The 25368-nt window shown below is 54.3% G+C and carries 21 protein-coding genes and 1 other RNA gene; 1 reads left to right on the plus strand and 21 read right to left on the minus strand.

The window, feature by feature from the left end; genetic code table 11:
- Positions 1-61: 61 nt before the first annotated feature.
- The 4 genes from CIK78_RS12655 to CIK78_RS12670 all read right to left on the minus strand — a co-directional run bounded on the left by CIK78_RS12655 (position 62) and on the right by CIK78_RS12670 (position 5580).
- Entirely contained in the window at positions 62-1018 is a 957-nt protein-coding gene (locus tag CIK78_RS12655) for a Nudix family hydrolase (protein WP_096280642.1), read from the minus strand.
- Between the two features lie 104 nt (positions 1019-1122).
- A complete protein-coding gene (gene argJ / locus CIK78_RS12660; RefSeq protein WP_096280645.1) occupies positions 1123-2352 on the minus strand; it encodes a bifunctional glutamate N-acetyltransferase/amino-acid acetyltransferase ArgJ in 1230 nt (409 codons plus the stop codon).
- A 43-nt stretch (positions 2353-2395) separates the two neighbouring features.
- On the minus strand, positions 2396-5128 hold the full coding sequence (gene secA / locus CIK78_RS12665) for a preprotein translocase subunit SecA (RefSeq protein ID WP_096280647.1): 2733 nt from the start codon (positions 5126-5128) through the stop codon (positions 2396-2398).
- 92 nt (positions 5129-5220) lie between these two features.
- Positions 5221-5580 (minus strand): hypothetical protein, encoded by a 360-nt coding sequence (locus CIK78_RS12670; protein ID WP_096280650.1) that lies wholly within the window; start codon positions 5578-5580, stop codon positions 5221-5223.
- Positions 5581-5677: 97 nt separating this feature from the next.
- Here CIK78_RS12670 and CIK78_RS12675 point away from each other — a divergent pair, with 97 nt between their 5' ends.
- Positions 5678-6142 carry a DciA family protein gene (locus CIK78_RS12675; protein ID WP_096280653.1) on the plus strand — a complete coding sequence of 155 codons (465 nt, stop codon included), beginning with the start codon at positions 5678-5680 and terminating at the stop codon, positions 6140-6142.
- 118 nt (positions 6143-6260) lie between these two features.
- Here CIK78_RS12675 and lpxC read toward each other — a convergent pair whose 3' ends face one another.
- The 17 genes from lpxC to rsmI form a co-directional block, all read right to left on the minus strand.
- Positions 6261-7172, minus strand: a complete 912-nt coding sequence (gene lpxC / locus CIK78_RS12680; RefSeq protein WP_096280656.1) for a UDP-3-O-acyl-N-acetylglucosamine deacetylase — start codon at positions 7170-7172, stop codon at positions 6261-6263.
- A 134-nt stretch (positions 7173-7306) separates the two neighbouring features.
- Positions 7307-8488: a cell division protein FtsZ gene (ftsZ, locus tag CIK78_RS12685; protein WP_096280659.1), complete on the minus strand. Its 1182-nt coding sequence runs from the start codon at positions 8486-8488 to the stop codon at positions 7307-7309.
- A gap of 34 nt (positions 8489-8522) precedes the next feature.
- Positions 8523-9812: a cell division protein FtsA gene (ftsA, locus tag CIK78_RS12690; RefSeq protein WP_096280661.1), complete on the minus strand. Its 1290-nt coding sequence runs from the start codon at positions 9810-9812 to the stop codon at positions 8523-8525.
- 312 nt (positions 9813-10124) lie between these two features.
- Positions 10125-10838, minus strand: a complete 714-nt coding sequence (locus CIK78_RS12695; RefSeq protein ID WP_096280664.1) for a cell division protein FtsQ/DivIB — start codon at positions 10836-10838, stop codon at positions 10125-10127.
- A 36-nt stretch (positions 10839-10874) separates the two neighbouring features.
- The gene (locus tag CIK78_RS12700; RefSeq protein WP_096280667.1) at positions 10875-11804 is read right to left on the minus strand and encodes a D-alanine--D-alanine ligase; all 930 of its coding nucleotides are present in this window, start codon (positions 11802-11804) and stop codon (positions 10875-10877) included.
- Positions 11801-13249, minus strand: coding sequence for a UDP-N-acetylmuramate--L-alanine ligase (gene murC / locus CIK78_RS12705; RefSeq protein ID WP_176483439.1), 1449 nt, complete (start codon positions 13247-13249; stop codon positions 11801-11803). The genes CIK78_RS12700 and murC overlap by 4 nt, the downstream gene beginning before the upstream one ends.
- 17 nt (positions 13250-13266) lie before the next feature.
- Entirely contained in the window at positions 13267-14364 is a 1098-nt protein-coding gene (gene murG / locus CIK78_RS12710; protein ID WP_096280672.1) for an undecaprenyldiphospho-muramoylpentapeptide beta-N-acetylglucosaminyltransferase, read from the minus strand.
- An 18-nt stretch (positions 14365-14382) separates the two neighbouring features.
- Positions 14383-15564, minus strand: coding sequence for a putative lipid II flippase FtsW (gene ftsW / locus CIK78_RS12715; RefSeq protein WP_096280675.1), 1182 nt, complete (start codon positions 15562-15564; stop codon positions 14383-14385).
- Entirely contained in the window at positions 15561-16949 is a 1389-nt protein-coding gene (murD, locus tag CIK78_RS12720; protein WP_096280678.1) for a UDP-N-acetylmuramoyl-L-alanine--D-glutamate ligase, read from the minus strand. The genes ftsW and murD overlap by 4 nt, the downstream gene beginning before the upstream one ends.
- Before the next feature lie 60 nt (positions 16950-17009).
- Complete coding sequence (gene mraY, locus CIK78_RS12725; RefSeq protein ID WP_096280681.1) at positions 17010-18092, minus strand: phospho-N-acetylmuramoyl-pentapeptide-transferase; 1083 nt, start codon at positions 18090-18092, stop codon at positions 17010-17012.
- Between the two features lie 9 nt (positions 18093-18101).
- Positions 18102-19460 (minus strand): UDP-N-acetylmuramoyl-tripeptide--D-alanyl-D-alanine ligase, encoded by a 1359-nt coding sequence (gene murF, locus CIK78_RS12730; protein WP_096280683.1) that lies wholly within the window; start codon positions 19458-19460, stop codon positions 18102-18104.
- On the minus strand, positions 19460-20953 hold the full coding sequence (locus CIK78_RS12735; RefSeq protein WP_096280685.1) for a UDP-N-acetylmuramoyl-L-alanyl-D-glutamate--2,6-diaminopimelate ligase: 1494 nt from the start codon (positions 20951-20953) through the stop codon (positions 19460-19462). The genes murF and CIK78_RS12735 overlap by 1 nt, the downstream gene beginning before the upstream one ends.
- A gap of 16 nt (positions 20954-20969) precedes the next feature.
- Positions 20970-22676, minus strand: coding sequence for a penicillin-binding transpeptidase domain-containing protein (locus tag CIK78_RS12740; protein ID WP_096280688.1), 1707 nt, complete (start codon positions 22674-22676; stop codon positions 20970-20972).
- A complete protein-coding gene (gene ftsL / locus CIK78_RS12745; protein ID WP_096280691.1) occupies positions 22673-23008 on the minus strand; it encodes a cell division protein FtsL in 336 nt (111 codons plus the stop codon). The genes CIK78_RS12740 and ftsL overlap by 4 nt, the downstream gene beginning before the upstream one ends.
- A gap of 2 nt (positions 23009-23010) precedes the next feature.
- Complete coding sequence (gene rsmH / locus CIK78_RS12750) at positions 23011-23967, minus strand: 16S rRNA (cytosine(1402)-N(4))-methyltransferase RsmH (protein WP_096280694.1); 957 nt, start codon at positions 23965-23967, stop codon at positions 23011-23013.
- Positions 23968-24019: 52 nt separating this feature from the next.
- Positions 24020-24391, minus strand: an RNA gene (gene rnpB, locus CIK78_RS12755) — RNase P RNA component class A.
- 32 nt (positions 24392-24423) lie between these two features.
- Complete coding sequence (gene rsmI, locus CIK78_RS12760) at positions 24424-25281, minus strand: 16S rRNA (cytidine(1402)-2'-O)-methyltransferase (protein WP_096280697.1); 858 nt, start codon at positions 25279-25281, stop codon at positions 24424-24426.
- Positions 25282-25368 lie beyond the last annotated feature (87 nt).

Consider the following 25368-nt stretch of genomic DNA (forward strand, 5'->3'; position numbering starts at 1 on the left):
GCCCCAATGAAGATAGGGGCGGGCGTTTTTCATTCCACACTGGCGTTGGCTAGCGGGTAGATTACTTCCAGAAATCGCGAATCGACGCGATACCTTGAGCACCCACGGCGCGCGCATGATTCGCGTCAAAGCGGGTCATGCCTCCCAGTGCAAAAACGGGCATACCTGCACGCTCAACCAATTGCTGGAAATCATGCCACCCAAGCGGTGAAACTTCCGGATGCGAGGGCGTGGTACGTAACGGCGAGAGGCTGACAAAGTCGCAGCCTAAAACCGCCGCTTTTTTCAGCTGTGTTTGATTATGTGTTGACGCAGATAGCCATTTATTTTCCGCAATGGGACGACGCTCAAGCTGCATTAAACGTTCGCTGGTCAGATGAATACCGTCGGCATCAACCTGCTCTAGCAGCGCTGGTTCACCATTGAGAAGCAATCGTGCGCCGTGCTCGCGACACATTTGCAAGGCTCGCTTCGCGCGCGCAACGTAGGCCGCATCGTCCAGCTGCTTTGCACGCAGTTGAACTAAGCGGACATGATCTTCGCGCAGCGCGCGCTCTAAAAATGCATCAAACCGCGCATCGTCAGCCTCTTCCCCAGTGATCAGGTACTCGGTGGGCAGTCTTACTGCACGCAAGATAGGCAAATTAGCAGCGGGGAAGGGATAGTTTGAAAGCTCGCTCATGGGCACCCAGCGAACTGCCTGCCCTTCACGGCCAAAAGGTTCGCCAGCAAACTCATGCACCTGCCATACATCCAACAAAATATGCTTGTCAGGATACTCATGGTGCACGCGAATCAGTGGCTGGGCACAGATAATTTCAATCCCAAGCTCTTCATGCAACTCACGCTTTAGGCCTTCAAGCCCGGTTTCGTAAGGTGCAAGCTTGCCCCCCGGAAATTCCCATAGCCCGCCATGGTCAACGTTTGACGGCCGACGAGCGATCAATACTTGCTTCCGATCGGCGCTCACAATTGCAGCCGCCGCGACGTGAACCCGCCGTTTCACCTTTACACTCATTGCGTCTTTATCCACTGTCTGCGCAGCGACGCTACTGCCGCCGCTGCTATCTCACTGCGTTTGCCCTTTACCCCAGCCATCGCGTCAGCGCTGGAGGTAATTCGTTAGCTACGGTAATCCGCGTTGATAGACACATAGTCATGGGAGAGATCAGACGTCCACACCGTGGCACTTTCGTCACCGCGTCCCAAATTAATGCGAATAGCAATCTCAGACTGCGCCATCACTGCACTTCCCGCTGCTTCGGTGTAGCTGGCTGCACGTCCGCCATTTTCGACTAAGCGAACGTCACCTAAATCAATCACCACACGATTAACGTCAAAATCGCTGACAGGTGCCCTACCCACTGCCGCTAAAATACGCCCCCAGTTAGCATCAGAGGCATACAGCGCGGTTTTCACCAGCGGCGAATGCGCAACAGTGAAAGCCAAATCAAGCGCCTCTTGGCGGCTATTCGCCCCATCAACGTGAAGCGTCACAAACTTCGTTGACCCTTCTGCGTCGCGAATAATAGCCTGAGCAAGCTCTGTCATCACCACCTGCAACGCATCGCGGAATGCCGACACGTCACCCTCATCGACAATGCTAGGCCCCGTGCCGGTGGCCGCTAACATGCAGGCGTCGTTGGTCGACGTATCGCTGTCCACGGTGATGCAGTTAAACGAGTGGTCGACTGTCTCGCGCAGCAGGCGATCTAACAGCGGCGTCTCGATGGCAGCATCAGTCACCACAAACCCCAACATGGTCGCCATGTTGGGCTTAATCATGCCCGACCCTTTGGTAATGCCGTTAATCGTCACCTGCTGGCCATGAACCTCCAGCGTCGCGGTTGCACCTTTCGCCCGAGTATCGGTCGTTAAAATACCCTGTCCCGCATGCTGCCAGGCGATACCGTCACTAGACAGGCTTTCAAGGGCGGGGACAAAGCCCGCCAACAGGCGATCCATCGGTAGCGGTTCACCAATCACACCGGTTGAAAACGGCAAGACATCCTGCGCCGAAACACCCACCTGCTCAGCAAGCGCTGCACAGCTGGCGTGGGCATCGCGCATGCCTGTTTCACCGGTACCGGCGTTTGCATTGCCGGTATTAATCAGCCAAAAGCGTGGAGAGCGCCCCTGAGCACGGCAGTGCTCAAGGTGCTGCTTCGCCACTGCCACAGGCGCCGCACAAAATGCATTGCGGGTAAAGACACCGGATACCGTTGCTGACTCAGGTAGCTCAATAACTACTAAATCACGACGACCCGGCTTTTTAATACCCGCCATTGCCGTTCCCAGGCGCACCCCTTTAAGGGGCAGCATCTCTGGAAAAGGAATATTTCCAACTGCCATGACTCTCTCCTTTAGGCAGGCCCATATAGAGACGCTTTCGCCGTTAGTTCAGCTTGCCGCAGCACTGTTTATACTTCTTACCCGAGCCACAAAAACACGGATCGTTGCGACCTACTTTAGGCCCTTCACGACGCACTGGCTGTCCATCAACGACTGGCTCGTCTTGGGCGTTTTCCTGCTGTTCGTCGGCAGGGTCATCATGTCGGCTTGCCGCGGTGGTCGCTTCGCGCTCCAACGTTTCACGCCGGCTACGCTCAAGAGCATCTACCTCTTCAGGTTGACGTACCTGAACGTGACTAAGAATACGCGTTACGTCGGCTTTGATATGGGTCAGCAGGTGCTGGAATAGCTCGAACGATTCGCGCTTATACTCCTGCTTGGGGTTCTTTTGAGCATAGCCGCGCAGGTGAATACCGCGACGCAGGTGGTCCATTGACTGCAGGTGCTCTTTCCAGCGAGTGTCTAGCACTTGCAGCATTACCTGCTTTTCAAAGCGTCGAATGAGTTTTTCACCCGCCGCATCAATTTTGGCGGCATAGGCTTCACGGTGCATCGTTTGCAGGCGCTCGCGCAGCTGCTCCTCGCCGAAACGCTCATCTTCTGCGGCCCATTTAACGACGGGCACATCAAGATTAAATTCCGTTTTGAGATGCGCTTCTAAGCCAGGCAAATCCCACTGCTCAGGCAGACTCTGAGGAGGCACATAGTCGTTAATCGCCTCTTCCATTACCTCTTCGCGAATACCAATAACGGCGTCAGCGACGTTGTCTGCCGCAAGAATGTCATTACGCTGCTCATAGATCACACGACGCTGATCGTTGGCAACGTCATCGTATTCCAGCAGCTGCTTACGAATATCGAAGTTGCGACCTTCGACTTTCTTTTGCGCACGTTCAACGGCGTTGGAAACCATCTTATGTTCAATAGCTTCACCTCGCTCAAGACCTAATGCCTGCATCAAACGCTTAACACGATCAGAGCCAAACAGGCGCATCAAGCTATCTTCAAGCGACAGGAAGAAACGCGTTGAACCGGGGTCACCTTGACGTCCAGCACGGCCACGCAGCTGATTATCGATACGCCGTGACTCGTGACGCTCCGACCCCACAACGTGCAAACCGCCAGCAGCCAACACGCCATCATGACGCACCTTCCACTCGGCCTTCAGCTCATCAATTTGCGCTTGGCTAGGGTTATGCAGCTTGGCAGCTTCAGCCTCCCAGTTACCCCCAAGCATAATGTCGGTACCCCGACCCGCCATGTTGGTGGCAATCGTAATCGCGCCTGGGCGGCCAGCCTGAGCAATGATTTCAGCTTCACTTTGGTGCTGCTTAGCATTAAGGACATTAAACGTGAGTCCTGCTTCGCGCATCAGCGTGGCCAGATATTCCGATGTTTCAATCGAAGCAGTACCAACTAAGACCGGGCGCCCTGCTTCCGTCTCCGTTCTTACGTCCTTAATGATCGCTTCATATTTTTCTTCAGCGCTCAAGTAAACCAAGTCGTTCAGGTCTTTACGTGCCAACGCCCGATTGGTCGGGATAACAATCACGTCTAGGCCATAAATCTGGCGGAATTCAAACGCCTCAGTATCGGCCGTGCCCGTCATCCCAGCTAATTTCTCGTACAGCCGGAAGTAATTCTGGAAAGTAGTCGATGCCAGCGTTTGGCTTTCACGCTGCACGGTGACGCCTTCTTTTGCCTCAACGGCTTGATGCAAGCCTTCCGACCAGCGGCGACCTGGCATTGAGCGGCCGGTGTGCTCATCAACAATCACCACCTGACCTTCCGACACAATGTAGTCAACGTCGCGGCTATACAGATAGCTAGCACGCAGTGCTGAATGCATATGCTGCAGCAAATTAAGGTTTTGTGCGGCGTAAAGGGACTCTTCGGCGCCCAACAGGTTTTCAGCTCGCATGAGCTCTTCAACCTTGTTGTGTCCCTGCTCGGTCAGCTCGACTTGTTTTTGCTTTTCATCAACAACAAAGTCGCCGGTTACCGGGGCATCTTCATCTTCAGATGCTTCGCCTTGCTCAAGCTGCTGGGCAAGTACGTTAACTACTTTATAAAGATCGGTATTTTCATCGACCGCCCCAGAGATAATCAGCGGCGTGCGCGCTTCATCGATAAGAATCGAGTCAACCTCATCGACAATCGCGAAATGCAGGCCACGCTGCACTTTATCTTCCAACGAGAATGCCATGTTATCGCGCAGGTAATCGAAGCCAAACTCGTTGTTGGTGCCATAGGTTATATCGCACTGATAAGCATGGCGCTTTTCTTCACCGGTTTGACCAGAGAAAATAACGCCTATGCTCAGGCCTAGAAACTCATAAAGCGGACGCATCCACTCAGCATCACGACGCGCCAAGTAATCGTTCACGGTAACGACATGCACGCCTTTACTGGTCAGCGCATTGAGATAAACCGCCAACGTAGCGACAAGTGTTTTACCCTCGCCCGTTTTCATTTCAGCGATACGGCCACGGTGCAGCGTCATCCCACCGACCATCTGGACATCGAAGTGGCGCATCCCCATCACGCGCTTACTGGCTTCGCGAACGATAGCAAACCCTGGCGCTAGCAAGCTATCTAACGGTTCGCCCGCATCCAGGCGCTGACGAAGCTCGGCAGTCTTACCCTGTAAGTCAGCATCGGTAAGAGCCTCAAACTCCGCTTCCAGAGCGTTAATCTGCGGCACATTTTTATGCATGCGTTTTACTTCGCGGTCATTCTTAGACCCGACGACTTTACGTAACAAATTATTAAGCATGAAGTATCCAGATATTCACGAGCGCCCCCTCAGGAGCTACCCTTTTTTTCTGCAAGCTCTTTTTATTCAAGAGCAGAGACAAAGTAGCCTTATCAACGAACTCGGCATGAGGGCGGACCGCGCTGGGTCAAAACATCGCTCGCCGCGACAAGGGCTGTTAGCGGGGCAAGCCAGTTAAATCGCGCCCGAATAGGCGTCACACTACGGCGATGCTGAGACCAGCGGCGCAGTGCGCGACGCCTTTTGGCAACCCAGTGCGACTGGGCGCGTAAAATAGCAGGCACCCAAAAACAGATAGTAACGTTGCGCTCGCCGCCGCGAAAAGCGTCCGCGGGGCTTAAGCTCGCAGGTAGAAGGCAACTTACTAGCAAACCAGCCAGCCACCAACGTGCTATACCGTAGCGGCGTTGGCGCCGCGGCAAAGCAGTTTGTACTTCAAGCGTGGGCGACATGCTGTAGACCGGCTCCTGAGCGTGGTAGGCTCTGCAAATGGGTAATCGGCTTGGATCCGCCGATGTGACGATTTAGGGGTACCTAGGAATTAAGCGTATGAGTATAAAGGTTAAGCGTTCTCACGCACAGCCCATCGCCCGTCTGCTGTCAAAGTCCGGTGATATTAGCCAGTTAATGCGCCTATCTCGCCTAATCGATCAGGCGCAGCGCCACCTGCGAGCCCACTTACCCGAAGAAATGCGCGAACATATCTTCGTGGGCGGCTTTCGCGATGGACGCCTAACCGTTATTAGCGGCCAAGCCAGCTGGCTGACCTGGCTGCGCTTCGAACAGCGCCGCCTGCTAGAGCTGCTGCACCAGCTGCCTGGTTTTGAAGGCGTGAATGGCTTCACGTTTAAAGTTCGCCCAGTACGGCCCATCGTCGCTCCTGCCCGCAATACTCGCAATTTGTCATTAGATGCAGGCAAAACATTAGCTGATTGCGCCGAAGACACCACCAACCCCGCATTAAAACGAGCTCTTGAAAGACTTGCTTCACACGCTCGTCCACCTACCAAGTAAGCAACCGCCCTCCCGAGCACACCATTAGCTTCTTTAAGCGGACCTAAAATGCATAAAGCACCACATGAGTGGTGCTTTATAAAACTGACAACTAAATATTCAGCAGTGGATGTCTGCTTTACGCCATCGCAGGAGCTGCATAGGAGATGGGTGCAACCGCTTTTTCTTCTTCAAAGGTAATGATTTCGTAAGCATCGGGCTGTGCCATTAGTTCTCGACACAGCTGATTATTAAGCGCGTGACCTGATTTTACACCTCGGAATTCACCAATCAGGCTATAGCCCAACTGATATAAATCACCAATCGCGTCCAGGACTTTATGCTTAACAAACTCGTCTTCATAACGCAGGCCACCTTCGTTAACAATGCGATAATCATCTACCACGATCGCATTATCTAGACTGCCGCCTAGCGCAAGATTATTAGAGCGCAAAAACTCTAAATCACGCATAAAACCAAAGGTACGTGCACGCGACACTTCTTTAACGAAAGACGTGGTTGAAAAATCAATCAGCGCGGTCTGCTTTTGCTGCTCAAACACGGGGTGGTCAAAGTCGATCGCGAACGAGACCTTAAACCCTTGGTGAGGCAGAAAAACGGCTTCTTTGTCGCCATCGGTGACGGCCACACGACGCTTGATACGGATAAATTTCTTAGCCGCATCCTGCTCTAAAATACCCGCCGACTGAATCAAAAATACGAACGGGCTAGCACTGCCATCCATAATGGGCACTTCAGGCTCGCTTACATCAACGTAAGCATTATCAATACCGAGCCCTGCAAAGGCGGACATTAAATGCTCAACCGTGGCTACTTTAACCCCGTTATACGAAAGCGCCGTGCATAGTCGAGTATCTTCTACCAACTCAGCTTTTGCGGGCACGTGCGCAGCGGGTTCCAGATCGGTTCTAACAAACACAATCCCTGTATTGGCCGGCGCCGGACGCAAAGCCAGATGGACTTTCTTGCCAGAATGCAGGCCCACTCCGGTAGCGCGAATGACGTTTTGAAGGGTGCGTTGTCTGATCATGGATAGTAGTCGTACTCTTGTGACGGTGATTACCGCAGGGAAAAAGTTATCAAACAGTGTTCACTTTAACAGTGAGAGAGCGTTTTAGCCAATAAAACGCTTGCTCACTGTTAAAGCCTGCCTGATAAAGAGGATCAATCCGCCTGGCGGCGTAAAAACGCAGGGATGTCCAGATAGTCATCGGCTTCGGTCGACCGGCGCTTTTCAGAACGCGGTTTAGCATTGGCTTCAGGCGCTTCAGAGCGGGCCGTCGCCTGCTGACGCATTACGGTTGGCTGCTGCAGTTTGCGATAGTCAGATGAAGACTCTGCCGCCGAACGACGTGCCGGTTCACGCGCAGCCGTTTTCGCTTTGTGATTGCCATCTAAGCCTGCAGCCACAACGGTGACACGCAGCTCATCGGACATTTCCATATCAATGGAGGTGCCCACAACAATAGTAGCGTCTGGAGAAGCAAATTCTTGCACCGTCGCGCCCACATCATTGAACTCACCAATCGACAGATCAGGTCCTGCAGTGATGTTAACCAGAATACCGCGTGCGCCATGAAGATCGATATCTTCCAATAGCGGGCTACGGATAGCTTTTTCAGCCGCTTCACGAGCACGATTCTCACCGGTCGCGCCGCCGGTACCCATCATCGCCATGCCCATTTCGGACATCACCGTGCGCACATCTGCAAAGTCGACGTTGATAATACCTGGGCTAGTGATCAGCTCAGCAATGCCCTGAACCGCCCCGAGCAGCACATCGTTAGCAGCGCTAAATGCTGTCAACAACGTGGCATTTTTACCCAGCACAGAAAGCAGCTTTTCGTTGGGAATCGTAATCAACGAATCAACGTGCTGAGAGAGCTCTTTCATGCCCTCTTCAGCTGCACGCATACGCTTAGGCCCTTCAAAGGGGAAGGGGCGCGTTACCACCGCAACGGTGAGTATCCCCAGCTCCTTGGCGACCTGTGCAACAACCGGCGCACCGCCAGTGCCGGTACCACCGCCCATACCGGCAGTGATAAACACCATGTCGGCGCCTACCAGCAATTCAGCAATGCGCTCACGGTCTTCCATGGCCGCCTGACGGCCCACTTCAGGATTGGCACCTGCGCCCAATCCTTTAGTGATCTCACTGCCTAGCTGCAATACCGTTTTAGCCGACACGCGCTTTAATGCCTGCGCGTCAGTATTGGCGCAAATAAACTCTACGCCCTCAATATTGCTTTCGACCATATGGTTAACAGCATTGCCGCCACCGCCGCCAACACCCACCACTTTGATGACCGCACTGCTCGAGGGTGCGTTATCTACCAATTCGAACATAAGCCCCGTCTCCTGAACCGCGCTTGCGGCCCTGTCAGAAATTTCCTTTGAACCAGCCTTTAAATCTTGCCAGCGTCGAATGGTCTTCCTTGATATCACGCCGGGCAAGTTCGTTACGGCCCTTATGAGCTGCAACAACTCCCCCGTGGCTTTTCAAGCCTTGCCCATGACGCGTTTCCTGCAAGGCATAGTGCAGCAAGCCAACACCCGTAGCATAAATCGGGTTACGGACGACATCCGCCAAACCTTTTACATTTTGAGGGCAAGCGATACGAACGGGCATATGGAAAATTTCTTCCGCCAATTCGCTAACGCCTTCCATGCGCGAAGTACCGCCGGTAAGCACTATCCCTGCAGCGACCATATCCTCATAGCCACTGCGACGTAATTCATCTCGTATTAGCGTAAACAGCTCTTCGTAACGTGGTTCTACCACTTCAGCCAGCGCCTGACGTGATAAATCACGAGCAGCGCGATCGCCGACGCTAGGAACTTTAATCATTTCATCACTTGCCGCTAAATGAGTAAGCGCACAAGCATATTTAACTTTGATTTCTTCTGCATGCTGCGTGGGCGTACGCAGTGCCATTGCAATATCGTTGGTGACCTGGTCGCCAGCAATAGGAATAACCGCTGTATGACGTATAGCACCTTCGGTAAAGATAGCCATATCGGTAGTGCCGCCGCCGATATCTACCATGCACACGCCCAGCTCACGCTCGTCTTCTGTAAGCACGGCCATGCTTGAGGCAAGCTGCTCTAAAATAATGGCGTCTACTTCCAAGCCACACCGCCGCACGCATTTTTCAATATTCTGCACCGCGTTTAACGCCGCGGTGACCAAATGTACCTGAGCTTCTAAGCGTACGCCTGACATACCTAATGGCTCACGAATGCCGCCCTGAGCGTCAATCGAAAATTCTTGAGGTAACACATGAAGGACACGCTGCCCTTCTGAAATAGCACGAGCACGAGCCGAGTCAATAACACGCTCAATATCTGAAGGGGTTACTTCACGCTCTTTAATGGCCACGACGCCATCAGAGTTCATTGAGCTAATATGGCTGCCCGCGACGCCAACATATACCGAGTGAATATCACAGCCAGCCATTAACTCAGCTTCTTCTACTGCCCGCTGAATAGACTGCACGGTGGATTCAATATTGATCACCACGCCGCGTTTCATTCCACGCGAAGGATGCGAGCCAATACCGGCAATTTCAATTCCGCCGTCATCGGTAGGTTGACCGACTATCGCGACGACCTTGGACGTTCCAATGTCCAGCCCGACCACCATATTGGATGCGTTGGGTGAGCCTGCCATGAGTCGGTAAATCTCCTTGCGTCATGTTTAAAGGTAAATATAAATAGGGAGGCACTTAATCCAACGTTAAACATTGAAGGCGTACAACCCGAAATAATCAGTGATGTTTCTCACATCATGCTAAGTACAAATAGTCGAATTTAAAAAACTATTTAACCAGCGCCTGGGCCATAGTATAGAAACAATAGTAGCAATACGACTAGTACAAACACACAATAATAGGCTTTGAAAGCAAAATGAAGGCTAATATCGACTTTTCAGCGATGGCAACCACTCACTTTTACACCTTATTTGCACTAAGTAATAGCATTGTTACTCATCTGGCTCCTCAAATTCACTTTCTCCATGCCACGCAACGGCAACGCCATTAGGGTAGCGCAGATCAATATAGCGAATCTTGTCACCAAGAGAATATAGTTCTCGTTGCCATGACGCAGACAACCTGGCTAAGCGGACTTCGTGCTCCCGACGACCCAACATTACCCAAACACCATCATTTAACTGTAACCGCCAAGCACCCCTTGGCTCTAAACGCAGTTGCGTAAGATCAAGCGATAGCTGTGCAAAGTGAGATTTTAACCGCTGGTAATAACGCAATACTTCTTCACTGCTTCCGTTAGGCCCTGCTAAATCTGGGAGCCCGGACGGTGGAGAAAGCGGCGCAAAAGCAAAAGCCTCGCCCTTGGGATTAACTAAGAAGTCATCATTCCAACGTGCAACGGGCTGCTGCTCAACCAACTCAAACACTAAGGCATTGGGCCATTCACGGGAAATACGCACTTCGTTCAACCAGCCAATATCGAGGGCTCGATCACGTAGTTCACCAAGATCTGCCGACAGCCAGGTGGCATTTACCACCAGCGGAGCAAGCTGAGTGCGCAAATAATCAGCGCTCACGTACTCCCATTCGCCGCGAATAGACACCCGTTCGATGGGACGATCTAGCCACAACCAAAGCGCACGCCCGCCTGCTCCCATAAGCAAAGCAAGCAGGATAATCCCCAGCCAAGCATTGCGCCTTTTCATAAGGCACTTTTAAATAAGGCATTATTCATGCTGTTACTACTCGCCTGCGGTGTTGAGTATTTGTAGCACGAGATCATCAAAATCAATCCCAGCGTAAGCGGCCGCCTGAGGAACCAGGCTATGATCGGTCATACCCGGCACTGTATTGACTTCTAGTAGCCAAAAGCGCCCTTCTCCGTCGTGCATAACGTCAACCCGACCCCAGCCCTCGCAGCCAATGGCGGCAAACGCTTTCTGGCAGAGCACTGCAAGCACGGCTTCTTGTTCAACAGACAAGCCGCAGGGCAGATGATACTGAGTCGTGTTAGAGATATATTTGGCTTCGTAATCGTAAAACCCACCCGGCACCTCAACGCGAATCGCCGGAAGCACCTGATCGCCCAGCAGCGCGACGGTGTACTCATCCCCAACGACAAAACGCTCCGCCATGACGCGCGCATCAAATTGCGCTGCTTCTTGGTAGGCCGCTTCCAGCGCTGCCTGACTTTTCACAATGCTGATACCAAGCGTTGAGCCTTCATGCACCGGCTTCACAATTAACGGTAAACCAAGCTCAGCTACCACGGCAGCCCAGTCAGAGCTTGCATCCAGCATAATACTTTCAGGCGTTGGCAGACCCACCGCGTGCCATACTTGCTTAGTGCGCTGCTTATCCATACCCAGCGCAGAGGCCAAAACACCGCTGCCGGTATAAGGGATATTGAGCAATTCCAAAGCGCCCTGTAGCGTTCCATCTTCTCCACCGCGACCGTGCAGAGCGACAAATACTACGGAAGGCGCCAGCTGTTCCAAGCCGACTAAACCTTTATCGCGCAGATCATAGCCACATACCGCCACGCCTTTACGCTTCAGCGCATTCAGAATCGCGGCACCGCTTTTAAGCGACACATCACGCTCAGCAGACGTGCCGCCGTAAACCACAACGACGTTTTCAGGGGATTGTGTATTGGTCACATCAACGCTCACAGTTCTACCTCATTCATCACTAGCTGCGCCTGCGCCAGGCGAAGAGAAATTCCGCCCACATCGCCTGCCCCTTGAGTAATTAAAATATCATCGGGGCGTAGCACGTTGGCGAGTAGCGTTGGCAGCTCATGCTTGTGCTCTACAAATAGCGGATCCACTTCGCCACGTTGGCGAATAGAGCCTGCCAGCGTTCGCCCTTCCGCCCCGGGAATCACGGCCTCACCGGCACTATAAACATCCAGCAACACCAGCGTATCAACCTGGGAAAGCACCCGCACAAAGTCTTCGTACAAATCACGGGTCCGGCTATAGCGATGGGGCTGATAGAGCATTACCAAGCGGCGTTCGGGCCAGCCTGCGCGAATAGCCTGAATCACCATGTCGACTTCACGCGGATGGTGACCGTAGTCATCTACCAGCATGATGTCGCCATCTCCTTTTGGTGCAGGAAAGTGGCCATGCACCTGGAAACGACGCCCTACCCCAGCAAAGCCCGCTAAACCGCTTAAGATAGCGGCATCGCTAACGCCAGCATCGGTGGCTACGACAATCGCCGCCATAGCATTCAATGCATTGTGACGCCCAGGCATCGCTAAACGTACCCGTAGTGGCTCAACGTCTCCCGGGCGCAGCGCAGTAAATGTGACTTCACCGCCGCACTGAGAAAAATCTACAATGCGATAGTCGGCATCGCTGTCAAACCCATAGGTCACGAATTGGCGCTTAACTTGCTCGCAGAGACCGCGAATGTGCGGATCATCAATGCAGAGTACCGCCAACCCATAAAACGGCAGGTTGTGCAGAAACTCGATAAAGGTGCTCTTCAGGCGTTCGAAGTCCCCACCATACGTCGCCATATGATCAGCATCGATATTAGTAACAATGGATACCATCGGCTGAAGATGCAAAAACGAGGCATCCGATTCATCGGCTTCAGCGACCAAGTAATCACCGGCGCCCAAGCGTGCGTTAGCGCCAGCACTGGTGAGTTTTCCACCAATCACAAACGTCGGATCAAGCCCGCCTTCCGCGAGCAGCGTCGCCGTTAAGCTGGTCGTCGTCGTTTTACCATGGGTACCGGCAACCGCGATGCCGTGTCTAAAACGCATCAGCTCCGCCAGCATTTCTGCCCGACGCACGACCGGCACGCGATGCTCATGGGCCCAGCGAATTTCTGGATTCGTGTCATCAATGGCACTTGATACGACCACCACGTCCGCCCCATCAACGTGGGCTTCAGCGTGGCCAATCTCGATACAAACACCACATTGACGCAGCCGCTCCACCGCGGATGAGGCGCTCATGTCACTACCACTAACGGTGTAACCCTGATTGGCAAGTACCTCTGCGATACCGCACATACCGACACCACCGATGCCCACGAAATGAATACGCCGGATGCGGCGCATTCCCGGAGCCGTTGTACAACCACGCTGGGGCGTCATGGACTTGATTAGATCGGTCACGCAGAGTCTCCTAACGACACCATCGCCAAACACCCTTCCACTAAGCGCTCTGTGGCGTCTAAATGGGCGGCTTGGCGTGCTTTAGACGCCATCATTGCCAGGGTATTTGGGACGAGTAATTCATTTAAAAAATCGGTTAAACGCTCAACGGTCAGATCTGACTGAACAACGCACTGTGCCGCACCGGCGTTTACCAGCACCTGGGCATTGATACGCTGATGGTCATCAACCGCGAAGGGAAAAGGCACCAGCAGCGCGGGCTTGGCCGCCGCCGCCAGCTCAGCGACCGTTAAGGCGCCCGAACGGCATACGACAAGGTCAGCCCAGTCATAGGCAGCGGCCATATCATCGATAAACGCACTGACTTCTGCGACAACACCGTACTGCTGGTAAAGCGCTGTTGTATCCGCATCACGACCTTTGCCTGCCTGATGGCGCACCTGGGGGCGTTGCTCTTCAGGCAGCTGCGCCAAAGCAGGCGCCAGGCGTTCATTGAGCGCAACCGCGCCAAGCGAGCCGCCCACTACTAACAATCGTAGAGGGCGCGCGGACAGTACAGACACATCACGCGGCGCACTGCCTAGGCTGGCAATATCGTCACGCACCGGATTGCCGATAACGTCGGCGCGCGCGCCAAAGGCTTCCGGAAATGCCGCAAAGGTGCGCTTGGCGAAGCGTGATAAAACGCGGTTGGTGAGCCCCGCCACAGCATTCTGCTCATGAATAATCAGCGGGATGCGCATTAGCCATGCCGCAAGCCCACCGGGGCCGCTGGCAAAGCCGCCCAGCCCTACCACAACCTGGGGTTTAAAATCGCGAATAACTGCACGCGCCTGCAAAACGGCGCGGGTAAGATTCAGCGGCGCCTTGAGCCAGCCCATTAACCCATTGCCGCGCAGTCCGCTTACTGCAATGGTGTGCAATGTAATGCCCGCTTCAGGAACAAGGCGATTTTCAATGCCCCTAGGGCTGCCTAGCCATTCAACGTCTACTTGCTGCGCTTGCAGTGCCCGAGCGAGTGAAAGCGCAGGAAACACGTGGCCACCGGTTCCACCTGCCATAATCAGCACTCTTCGACGTGCGTTCGTGGTCACATTAAACTCCTAAAATGCCTACGATAAACGCGGCTCATGGCGCGGCTTATAAGGCGTAGAGGAACGCCGAGGACGATGGCGTGTTTCGGCATCGACGCGCAGCAGCAGTCCCACCATCATACCGGTCACCAGCAGGCTTGAGCCGCCATAGCTTATCAGCGGCAGCGTTAGTCCTTTGGTAGGCAGCAACCCAGAGCTCACCGCGATATTGATAAATGCTTGAGCCGCAATGACAAATCCAATACCGTAACTGACGTAGGCACCAAACAGATGGCCCGCCAACTCAGCACGCCGCCCCACCCACATTGCGCGAGCAATAAAAATAGTAAACAGTAAGACAACAATAATGGCGCCAATCATACCGAGCTCTTCAGCAATGACGGCAAAAATAAAGTCGGTGTGCGCCTCAGGCAAATAGTGCAGCTTTTGCACACTATTGCCCAAACCAGTGCCTGTAACATGGCCGCGACCAAACGCAATTAACGCCTGAGTCAACTGATAGCCCGTAGCGAACTGATCAGCCCAGGGGTCGAGAAAACTGGTCCAGCGCGCCAGTCGATAGGGTTCAATGATGACCATCATGACCGCGCCAGAACCGAGCAGCCCGCCACTACCAACCAGTAATACCAGCGATGCTCCGCTCATCATCAGCATACCGATGACACAAATAGCGAGCACCACCATGCCGCCAAAGTCAGGAGCTAGAAACAGCAGACCAACCGGTGCGGCCAGCACAGCCAACGGGCGCCACATGCTAAATGCCCGCTGACGGAGATCATAAGTAAAGCGCGACATAAACGCCGCCATGTAGAAAATAAGCCCAATTTTGGCAAACTCAGAGACCTGTAAGCTAGGCAATGGTCCCGGTAATGCAATCCAGCGCTTACTACCATTAATCTCTTGACCAACGAACAGCACCAGAATCAACAGAAAAATACTGGCCATGAGAATCAGTGCAGCATTTTGGCGCCAGACTTCAAGCGGCACGCAGAGCATAAAGATACAGGCGACAATAGAGATCACTAGAAAAACGCCATGCTGGCGCGAGTAGTGAAAGGTATCTTCCAACAGGCCAATCGATGCTGAGCTCACCATGACCCACCCCAGCCCAGCTAAAGCTACGGCTGCAATAATCAACCAAATATCGCAAGGTAGATCACGGGTCGTAAGTGCAGCGCGTAAACGCTGAAGTCTGCTCATAGAGAAGCCTCGGTGACACGCTGCGCCTTCTGCTCGATCCAGCGTCGAAACATATCGCCGCGCTCTTGATAATTGGCAAACTGATCTAGGCTGGCACAGGCGGGGGATAAGAGCACGCAATCTCCGGGTTGGGCGAGTTTAAAGGCAGCCTCCATGGCTTGGGATAAATTGTCTACTTCTTGGACACTCACATGCTTAATTAACGCGCCTGCTAAGCGCGGGGCATCTAAGCCGAATAGCAACACATGCCGCGCGCATGAGGCAAGCGGCGCCGCTAAAGGAGAAAAATCCGCCCCCTTACCGACTCCGCCAGCCAATAGAATCAAGCGCCCTTCCAGCGAAGCGCCAATACCGTTAATGGCCGCTAACGTAGCCCCCACATTGGTGCCTTTAGAGTCGTTCACCCAGGTAACGCCGTTAATACGCGCCACCACTTCACTACGATGCGCCAAGCCTTTAAATTCACGCAGCGCCTCACACATGGGCGCTTCGGCAAAGCCTAGCGCCTGCCCCATGGCCAGCGCGGCAAGTGCGTTTGCGTAATTGTGCTGGCCGGCCATAGGCATCTCATCAACCGCCAGCCAAGGCTTATTACCCTGCATTAACGTCAACGTATCGTGACAAAGCGTTAAGCCCCATTCAGAACCGCTGGGCGCTTTCGTTGAGAAGTGAGCAATCTGGGCAACCCGCTGGTCGGGCCACGTTAAAGGCTCATCGGCGTTGACAACGGCGTGCTGAGCTCCGATAAAAATTCGCTGCTTAGCCGCGCGATAACCGTGCATATCACCATGACGATCCAGATGATCTTCCGACAAATTTAAAAAAGCTGCACAGCTGGCGCCTAAACGAGGCGTTGTCTCAAGCTGGAAACTGGAAAGCTCTAGTATGAAAAGTTCAGCATTAGGATGGCTGGCCAATAAATCCAGCGCGGGAGTGCCTAAATTACCGCCGACAGCTGCATCAACACCAGCGGCAGCCGCCATGTCGCCCAATAGAGTGGTAACCGTCGACTTCGCATTAGACCCGGTGATCGCCGCAATAGGCGCATGGGCTGCACGCACAAAGAGCGCAATTTCACCCACCACCATTGGCTCACCGGTGTCAGGGCTTAACTGATCAGCGAGGCTTTCTAGTCCTGCCATACGAGAATCAAGACCGGGGCTCACTACGACCTCTTTTACATCGCTTAAATCAAGCGCTGTGAGCGAACCACAGTGAATAGCAACCCCAGGGTGAGCAGCGCGAAAGTCATCCAACCCCGGTGGCGCGGCGCGCGTATCGGCGACCATATAGGGCAGATTTAAGCGCGTTAAATGACGGCAAATAGCGCGACCTGAGACCCCTAGCCCTACTACCAGCGTCAAACCTTTAGCTACTCGAACCATCAACGGCTCCTTGTCGCACAATGCCACGCCTAATAGGCGTAGCCGTCATGACTACGTGCATTAACGAATTTTGAGCGTCGCAAGGCCGAGTAACACCAGCACTACGGTAATAATCCAGAAGCGTACGATGACGCGAGGTTCGGGCCAGCCTTTCAATTCATAATGGTGGTGCAACGGCGCCATACGGAAGATGCGACGCCCGGTCAGCTTGTACGACCCCACCTGAAGAATTACTGACACCGTTTCGAGGACAAAAATGCCGCCCATGATAAATAGCACTATTTCTTGGCGAACAATTACCGCCACCACGCCGAGCGCAGCGCCCAGTGCTAGCGCGCCCACATCGCCCATAAAAACCTGCGCGGGATAGGTGTTAAACCACAAGAAACCCAGCCCAGCACCGGCAATCGTGGCGCAAAAAACCGCTAGCTCGCCGGTGCCAGCAATAAACGGAATGTGCAGATAGTCGGCAAACACGGTGTTGCCGCTCGCATACGCGAAAACCGACAAGCCCATCGCCACCAGCACGGTAGGCATGATCGCCAGGCCATCAAGACCATCGGTCAAGTTCACCGCGTTGGAGCTACCGACAATGACAAAATAGGTGAGAACGATATAGAAAACGCCCAAAGGCAGGGCAACGTCTTTGAATAGCGGCACGAGCAAACTGGTTTCAACCGGCGTAGAGGCGGTGACATAAAGCAGCACCGCGGCCCCTAACCCAACGATAGATTGCCAAAAGTATTTCCAGCGAGCAGGCAGACCCCGCGGGTTTTTCTCAACCACTTTGCGATAATCGTCCACCCAGCCAATGGCGCCAAAGCCTAAGGTGACCGCCAAGACAACCCAAATATATAGATTCGTTAAGTCCCCCCATAGCAAGGTACTGATCGCAATAGCCAGTAGTATCATTGCCCCGCCCATCGTGGGCGTGCCTGCTTTAGAGAGATGCGACTTAGGCCCATCATCACGCACTGCTTGACCAATTTGCCCTTCAACCAAACGCCTGATCATCCATGGCCCTAGCCACAGGCACAGCATTAATGACGTGAGGGCACCTAAAATCACCCGCAGGGTTAAGTAATTAACAACCTGGAAAGCAGATTGGTACTGCGATAAAAAATTCGCCAAGTGAAGTAACATGAACGGCGTTTACCTTATTTCATCCGAACGCAGCGCTTTAACGACATGTTCCATGCCTGCGCTGCGCGATCCTTTCACCAGCAACGTGGTATCAGGCGGCAAAGTATTAGTGACATGGCGCGTTAGCGCCTCGTGATCGTTAAAATGCAGCCCTCGACCAAAGGCATCGCTGGCGGCACGGGCGGCCTCGCCTAGCGTCAACAGTTCATCAATCCCTAGTGCCGCGGCATAGCGGCCAATCTCTGCATGCAGCGCGTCCGACTCACTGCCTAGCTCACCCATCGCACCTAGCGCACACCAGCGGGGCGCAGGAAAGCTTGCCAGCGTATCCAAAGCCGCCTTGACCGCGCCAGGGTTAGCATTATAGGTATCGTCGAGCACATTCGCCCCACGTAAACCGGGCACAACGGCCAACCTACCTGCTAACGTTTGCAGAGACTGAAGGCGTTCAACAACCTGCTCTGCAGTAACGCCTAGCACTAACGCCGCTGCCGCTGCTGCCAGCGCATTACTTACATTATGCTTACCCAACAACCGCAGTTGAACGCGGCCTAACGCTTCGCCATTATGCATAAGCGTGAAAGCATAACGTCCTTGAGGATCACAGGAAAGCGCTGAGGCACTAACATCAGCCGAGCTGTGAAAGCCAAAACTCACTAATCGCCGAGGTGCATTGCGCGCGGCCCAAAAGGAAAAATAGCGATCGTCGCGATTCACTATAGCTGTACCGCTCTCGCTTAGGCCGTCCAGCACTTCGCTTTTCGCCTGTGCGATCTGGCCCATTCCGCCAAACTCACCGACATGAGCGCCAGTCACGTTGGTAATAAGCGCAACGTCAGGCTTTGCCATGTGAACCGTCCAGGCAATTTCACCAAGGTGGTTCGCCCCAAGCTCTATCACAGCAGCGGCGTGGCTCGGCGCTAACCTCAACAGCGTAAGCGGCGCACCGATATCATTATTCAGATTGCCTTGAGTGGCTAAAACATTCCCCAAAGGTGCCAGCAGCGCCGCACACATTTCCTTAACAGACGTTTTACCACTATTGCCAGTCACGGCCACTAAAGCGCCGTGCCATGCTTGGCGATGCGCCCCGGCGAGCAACCCTAGACCTAAGCGCGTGTCGGGGCATACCAACTGAGGCAAATCGCTATCGATAGGCGTATCGACTAAAGCCGCTGCAGCGCCGAGTTCATAGGCATGCTTTACAAAGTCATGACCATCAAAATTAGGGCCTCTTAGCGCCACAAACAAACATCCGGGCTCGATTTTACGGCTATCGATGACGATCGAGCTGATCAACACTTGTGCATTGGCGGCAGGCACGGCAATGCTGAGCATTGTGGCTAGCTGACCGAGCGTCCAGCGCATTATAAGGCTCTCCGTACAGCAAAGGCGCGCAGGATCTCTTGACTGTCTTCATAGGCGTGGCGTACCCCCTGAATATCTTGATACGCCTCATGCCCTTTTCCAGCGATAAGCACCACGTCCTGAGGACTAGCATCGTGAATAGCGGTCGCCACTGCCTGGCGACGATCCGCTATTTCAATGGGCTGTGCAGCAGCGGAGAAGCCGGTCAATATTTGCTGACGAATGTCCGCAGCTGCCTCATAGCGAGGATTATCATCGGTAACCACAACGTTATCCGCGAGCTGTTCGGCGATCTTGGCCATTTCGGCACGCTTTCCCGTATCGCGATCGCCACCACAGCCAAATAGGCACCATAGCTTGCCTGCACTGCCTAAGTGCGCTCGCAGCGCTTGCAATGCGCTGCGCAGAGCGTCCGGCGTATGAGCATAGTCGACGACCACGCTAGGCGTATCAGTATCGCGGTAGAGCGCCATGCGGCCGGGCACGGGGGTGAGCGATGACGCGGCCTCAAAGAGCACATCAATCGACTCCCCCATCCCATAAAGCACGGCCATTGCCTGCAGCACATTGTCTAAATTAAAACGGCCCATGAGTTTTAACGACAGTATTTTCTCGCCTTCCGGCGTTGCAATCATTGCCTGCTGACCATGCTCAAAGGCCTGCCAATCCATCACTCTGAACGTGACCGCCTCGTCTTGGCCCGTCGCCAAGACTCGAACGCCTTTGGCGCAGCCTGCCAGCATTAAACGCGCCAACGCATCATCACCGTTCACAACCACTAAGCTAAGCTCTGAGCGACGAAATAGCTTCGCTTTTGAAGCCGCATAGGCTGCCATACTGCCGTGGTAATCCAGGTGATCGCGGGTCAAATTGGTAAACACGCCCACGCTAACGTTGACGGCCTCCAAGCGCCGCTGATCAAGCGCGTGAGAAGAGACTTCTACCGCGACACGACGAACGCCCTGCTGCGCAAGCTCGCCCAGCGCCGCTTGAAGCATCAGCGGACCCGGCGTTGTTAAGCCGCTATCATTAAGCGCACCTGGGCGCCCCATGCCTAACGTACCAATGACACCCGCTTTGATTCCCAGCGCCTCGCTGAGGGCCGCGATGTAATGCGTCACTGAGCTCTTACCATTGGTACCGGTAACGCCGATGACCTCAAGATCAGACGGCACTTTAAACAGCGCGCTGCCGAACTCGCCCAGGCGCGTCGACAGATGAGGAAGCGCCAACACCCGCCCTTCTAACTGCATATCGTCATGCAGCCCTTGCGCCAAGATAAGCGCAGCGCCAGCCTCAATGGCCAGATCAATAAAATCGCGACCGTCACGCAGACTACCCGGCACCGCTACAAAAATGTCCCCCGGCTGCAGCTTGCGCGAATCTGTTTCGATCCGCACCTCTGCAGGAAGCGTAGGTAGGTCAACGGGCAGCGGTGACGCTGGCCATACCTGCCTGAGCGCCGTCAACACATCGCCTGGACTCAGCGTCATGCCATCTCCTTAAAAGCTACTCCGCCTCATGATCCGGCGGCACGTCTAACAAGCGTAAAGCATTACCCGTCACACTGGAAAACACGGGTGCCGCAACGGCGCCGCCGTAAAACTCACCCGCTTTGGGATGATCAATCATGACAACGGTAACAATTCGCGGGTCTGAAATAGGTGCAATCCCGGCAAAAACACTGCGATAAGCATCGGTGGTATAGCCCTGCTGGCCTATTTTACGCACCGTGCCCGTTTTCCCCCCTACACGGTAGCCTTCAACGCGTGCTCGTCGTCCGCCGGTATAGGCGGCAACTGAGGTTTCAAGAATATTAAGCAGATCATTGGCAACAGTGGGCGACATCGCCGGTATACCCTGAGGTGGTTCAGACAGGCGCAGTAAAGACGGCGGCAAACGTTCGCCGTTGTTTGCAATAGCGGTGTAGGCACTCGCCAACTGGACCGCTGAAACGGATAGGCCATATCCATAGGAAAGCGTTGCCCGCTCGCTACGCGACCAACGCACTGGAGCAGGCAAACTACCCGTCGACTCACCGGGGAAACCGGTGCCAGGTGCCTGCCCTAATCCTAACTGATTATACTTTTCCCAAATCGCAGTATCGCTGAGGCGTAGCGCCAAACGAGACATGCCCACGTTTGAAGAGTGCTCAAGGATCCCCGCTAGATCTAGCTCACCGTAGTTACGGAAATCGCGAATGGTAAACTGATCCAGCCGCATCCAGCCAGGCGAGGTGTCTACCAAGGCATCACGATCAACGACGCCACTTTCCAGCACGGCGGCCATGGCCAATGGCTTCATTACAGAGCCTGGCTCAAACACATCCACCAACGCCTGATTACGCAGCCCACGAGGATCAAGCCCCGCCCGGTTATTGGGATTGTAGGAAGGCAGGTTGGCCATTGCCAACACTTCTCCAGTGCGTGCATCCATCATCACCAGCACGCCGCCATCCGCATCATGCTCAGCGACCGCCGCTCGCAGCTCGCGGTAGGCCATGTATTGGATGCGCTGATCAATCGCTAAAATCAGCTCGCCCCCTGGCTGGGCCTCACTAATCACACCCAGCTCGCGCACCAAACGGCCTCGGCGATCTTTAATAACGCGGCGCTGCCCCGGGTGTCCGGCTAAGTAGGACTGATAGGAGAGTTCTAACCCCTCCTGGCCGATATCATCTACATTGGTCACCCCCAACAGCTGGGCAGCCACCTCACCGGCAGGATAATAGCGCTTATATTCACGCTGGGGATAAACGCCAGGGGTGCGCAAGTCGAGAATTCGCTGAGCGGCAGCAGGCGTCATTTGGCGACGTAAATACATAAATTCACGTTCACTATAACGCGAGACTCGCGACTCAAAATCGTCCAGCGTCATTCCTAGCGCTTGCGCTAACATCACACGCTGGATAGCGTCTACTGGCAATTCTTGGGGGTTGGCCCATAGCGTTACTACGGGTGTAGAAATTGCCAGCGGCTCGCCATTGCGATCTGTAATCATGCCCCGGTGGGCAGGTATCGCTTCATGACGCAGGGTTCTAGCATCCCCCTGACTCTGCAAAAAGGGACGATCAATAACCTGCAGAAGAGTGATGCGACCGATGAGGATCGTAGACGCTAAAGCAATAGCGATAAGAATAAAAAGAAAACGCCCGCCGCCTAAAGGAGGCGCAACGGGCTGCTGACGAGAGGTGCCGCCTCGACGCTCACGCATCATGGTCGAATCACCTCGACATCGTTGACATCAGGAATTCGCATACCCAGGCGATCAGTCGCAATTTGCTCAATGCGCGCAGGTGTTGACCAAGCGCCCTCCTCAAGCAATAGCTGCCCCCATTCAGTCTGCAACTGACTCTCCTCTTGCTCTAGCTGTTGCAACTGAGCAAATTGAACCCGCGTCATGTAAGTCGTGACGACGACGCTCAACCCAGAGGCCATGCAGAGTAAAAACAATAGGCTAATAATGACGGGCCAAGTGCGCAGGCGCAGCTTAAAAGGCCATTCGGTGCGTAGCGTGGTTGCCCACTGCTCAATCCGATCCATGCTCATGATTACATCCGTTTACGCGCAGCCCGCATCACGGCACTGCGTGAACGAGGATTAGCATCTACTTCCTCGTCGCTTGGCCGCACGCCTTTGCCCAGCGCCTCAAGGCGGCGATTCAACTGATCGTCGCGGATAGGCACGCCGCGCGGCAAGTGAGTATCGCCGCGCACGTGATGACGAATAAAGCGCTTCACACGACGATCTTCCAATGAGTGAAAGCTGATCACAACCAAATGCCCACCGGGTGCCAGCGCCTCTAACGCGGCGTCAAGCGCGCTGTCCAACTGCTCAAGCTCACCATTGACAAAAATGCGCAGCCCTTGGAATGCTTTCGTCGCGGGGTGGCGCCCTTTCTCCCAGGCAGGATGAGCGACTTTTAGCACTTCGGCTAAATCCACCGTATGGGTGAACGGCTTTTCAACTCGCCGGGTAACCACGGCACGCGCTAGGCGTTTGGCATAGCGCTCTTCGCCATAGGTTTTGAACACGTAAGCAATGTCGGTTTCGCTCGCCCGCGCCAGAAATTCAGCAACGCTTTGTCCCTGGGTAGGGTCCATGCGCATGTCCAGCGGCCCGTCGCGCATAAAACTAAAACCGCGCTCAGGATCATCCAACTGTGGCGATGAAACGCCCACATCGAGCAGTATCCCTGAAAGCTTTCCGAACACGCCCTGCTCACGAGCAAACTCGCCCAGCTGGGCAAACTCACGCTGAGTAATGTGAAAGCGTGAATCGTCTATTTCAGCGGCAGCTGCAATGGCCTGAGGGTCGCGATCCATCGCCAGCAACCGGCCCTGCTCATCAAGCCGTTCTAAAATCACGCGTGAGTGACCACCTCTCCCGAAAGTACCATCTAGATAAACACCTTGGATGTCATTGACCAAGGCATCGACAGCACCCTCCAGTAATACGCTGGTATGGCGAAAGCGGTTAGCAACCTGTTCAGCGTCAGGAGAAGACATGTTTCTCTCACAGAAGATTTGGGAAGGCGTGCATGCACGCCTTGGTATAAAAAGGGGGAGTCGGCCGATAAGCCGGGTTCTGTCGTGGACAGCCATTCCTCTAGGCGCTGCGTTACCACAGCGCTCAAGCAACCTACCCGGACCCAGCGCGGGCCACGCCATTGGGTCCCTATTTGGTCTTGCTCCGAGTGGGGTTTACCATGCCACGCACTGTTGCCAGGCGCGCGGTGCGCTCTTACCGCACCCTTTCACCCTTACCGGCCCTCAGCATTTATATCCGAGGGCTTAGGCGGTCTACTCTCTGCTGCACTTTCCGTCGGCTCGCACCGCCCAGGCGTTACCTGGCACTCTGCCCTATGGAGCCCGGACTTTCCTCCCCCAACACCTTTTAAGGGGTATCAGCGGCGACTGTCTGGCCAACTCCGGCGGCAAGCATACCAGCGCCCTCGCCTAGCCTCAATGCTCACCTTTGATTGCTTGCAAACGAGCGTACCAAGTTTGCTTGCGTCCACCGAGCATTCGCGCAGCAATCGCGGCGCCCTGCTTCACTCCAACGCCCTCCGCCAATAGCGTTTCTAACAGCGTATCTGCTGAAATATCCTGGCGCTCACTTTGCGTAACGGGCGGCGCACCGGCCACGATCACCACAAACTCGCCACGCGCCTGATTCGGATCCGCCGCCAGCTGTGCCAATAACCGCTCTGGGGTGCCGTGCAGAAACGTCTCAAAGGTTTTCGTCAACTCACGCGCCAGCACTACGTCCCGCTCAGCCATCTGTTCTTGCAAGGCCTCCAGGGTATGCACGATGCGATGAGGAGATTCATAAAACACCAGCGTCTCTTCGCGGGTTTTCCAAGACTCTAACGCCTGACGGCGAGCGCCTGGCTTAGCGGGCAAAAAACCACCAAACACAAAGCGATCAGTCGGCAAACCTGCCCCCGAAAGCGCTGTAATCAGTGCGCAAGGGCCGGGGATCGGCACAATGTGACGATTACGAGCGCGCAGCTCGCGCACTAGTACAAAACCTGGATCGCTAATCAGCGGCGTACCTGCATCACTGATCAGCGCAATGTCTTCGCCCGTAGCAAGATAGCTGTCTAACGTATCAACCCGGCGCGCCTCATTATGCTCATGCAATGAAAGCATCGGCTTATTCAGCCCTAAATGTGCCAAAAGACGGGCACTATGACGAGTATCTTCCGCGGCAATGCGCGATACTTGCCCTAATACTCGGACGGCACGTGAGGTTAAGTCTTCTAAGTTCCCAATTGGCGTAGCAACCACGTACAATGTGCCCGGATTATGATCTGTCATTGATGACTCTCGATTCGTTGATGGCTTGCTCTGCCGGTGCGCTATGCTTGTGCAGTGGCCTCGTCAATCGCAGGCAAGCTGCGACAG

Origin of the sequence: Halomonas sp. JB37, from assembly GCF_002332255.1 — a bacterium.
Lineage (GTDB): Bacteria > Pseudomonadota > Gammaproteobacteria > Pseudomonadales > Halomonadaceae > Vreelandella > Vreelandella casei.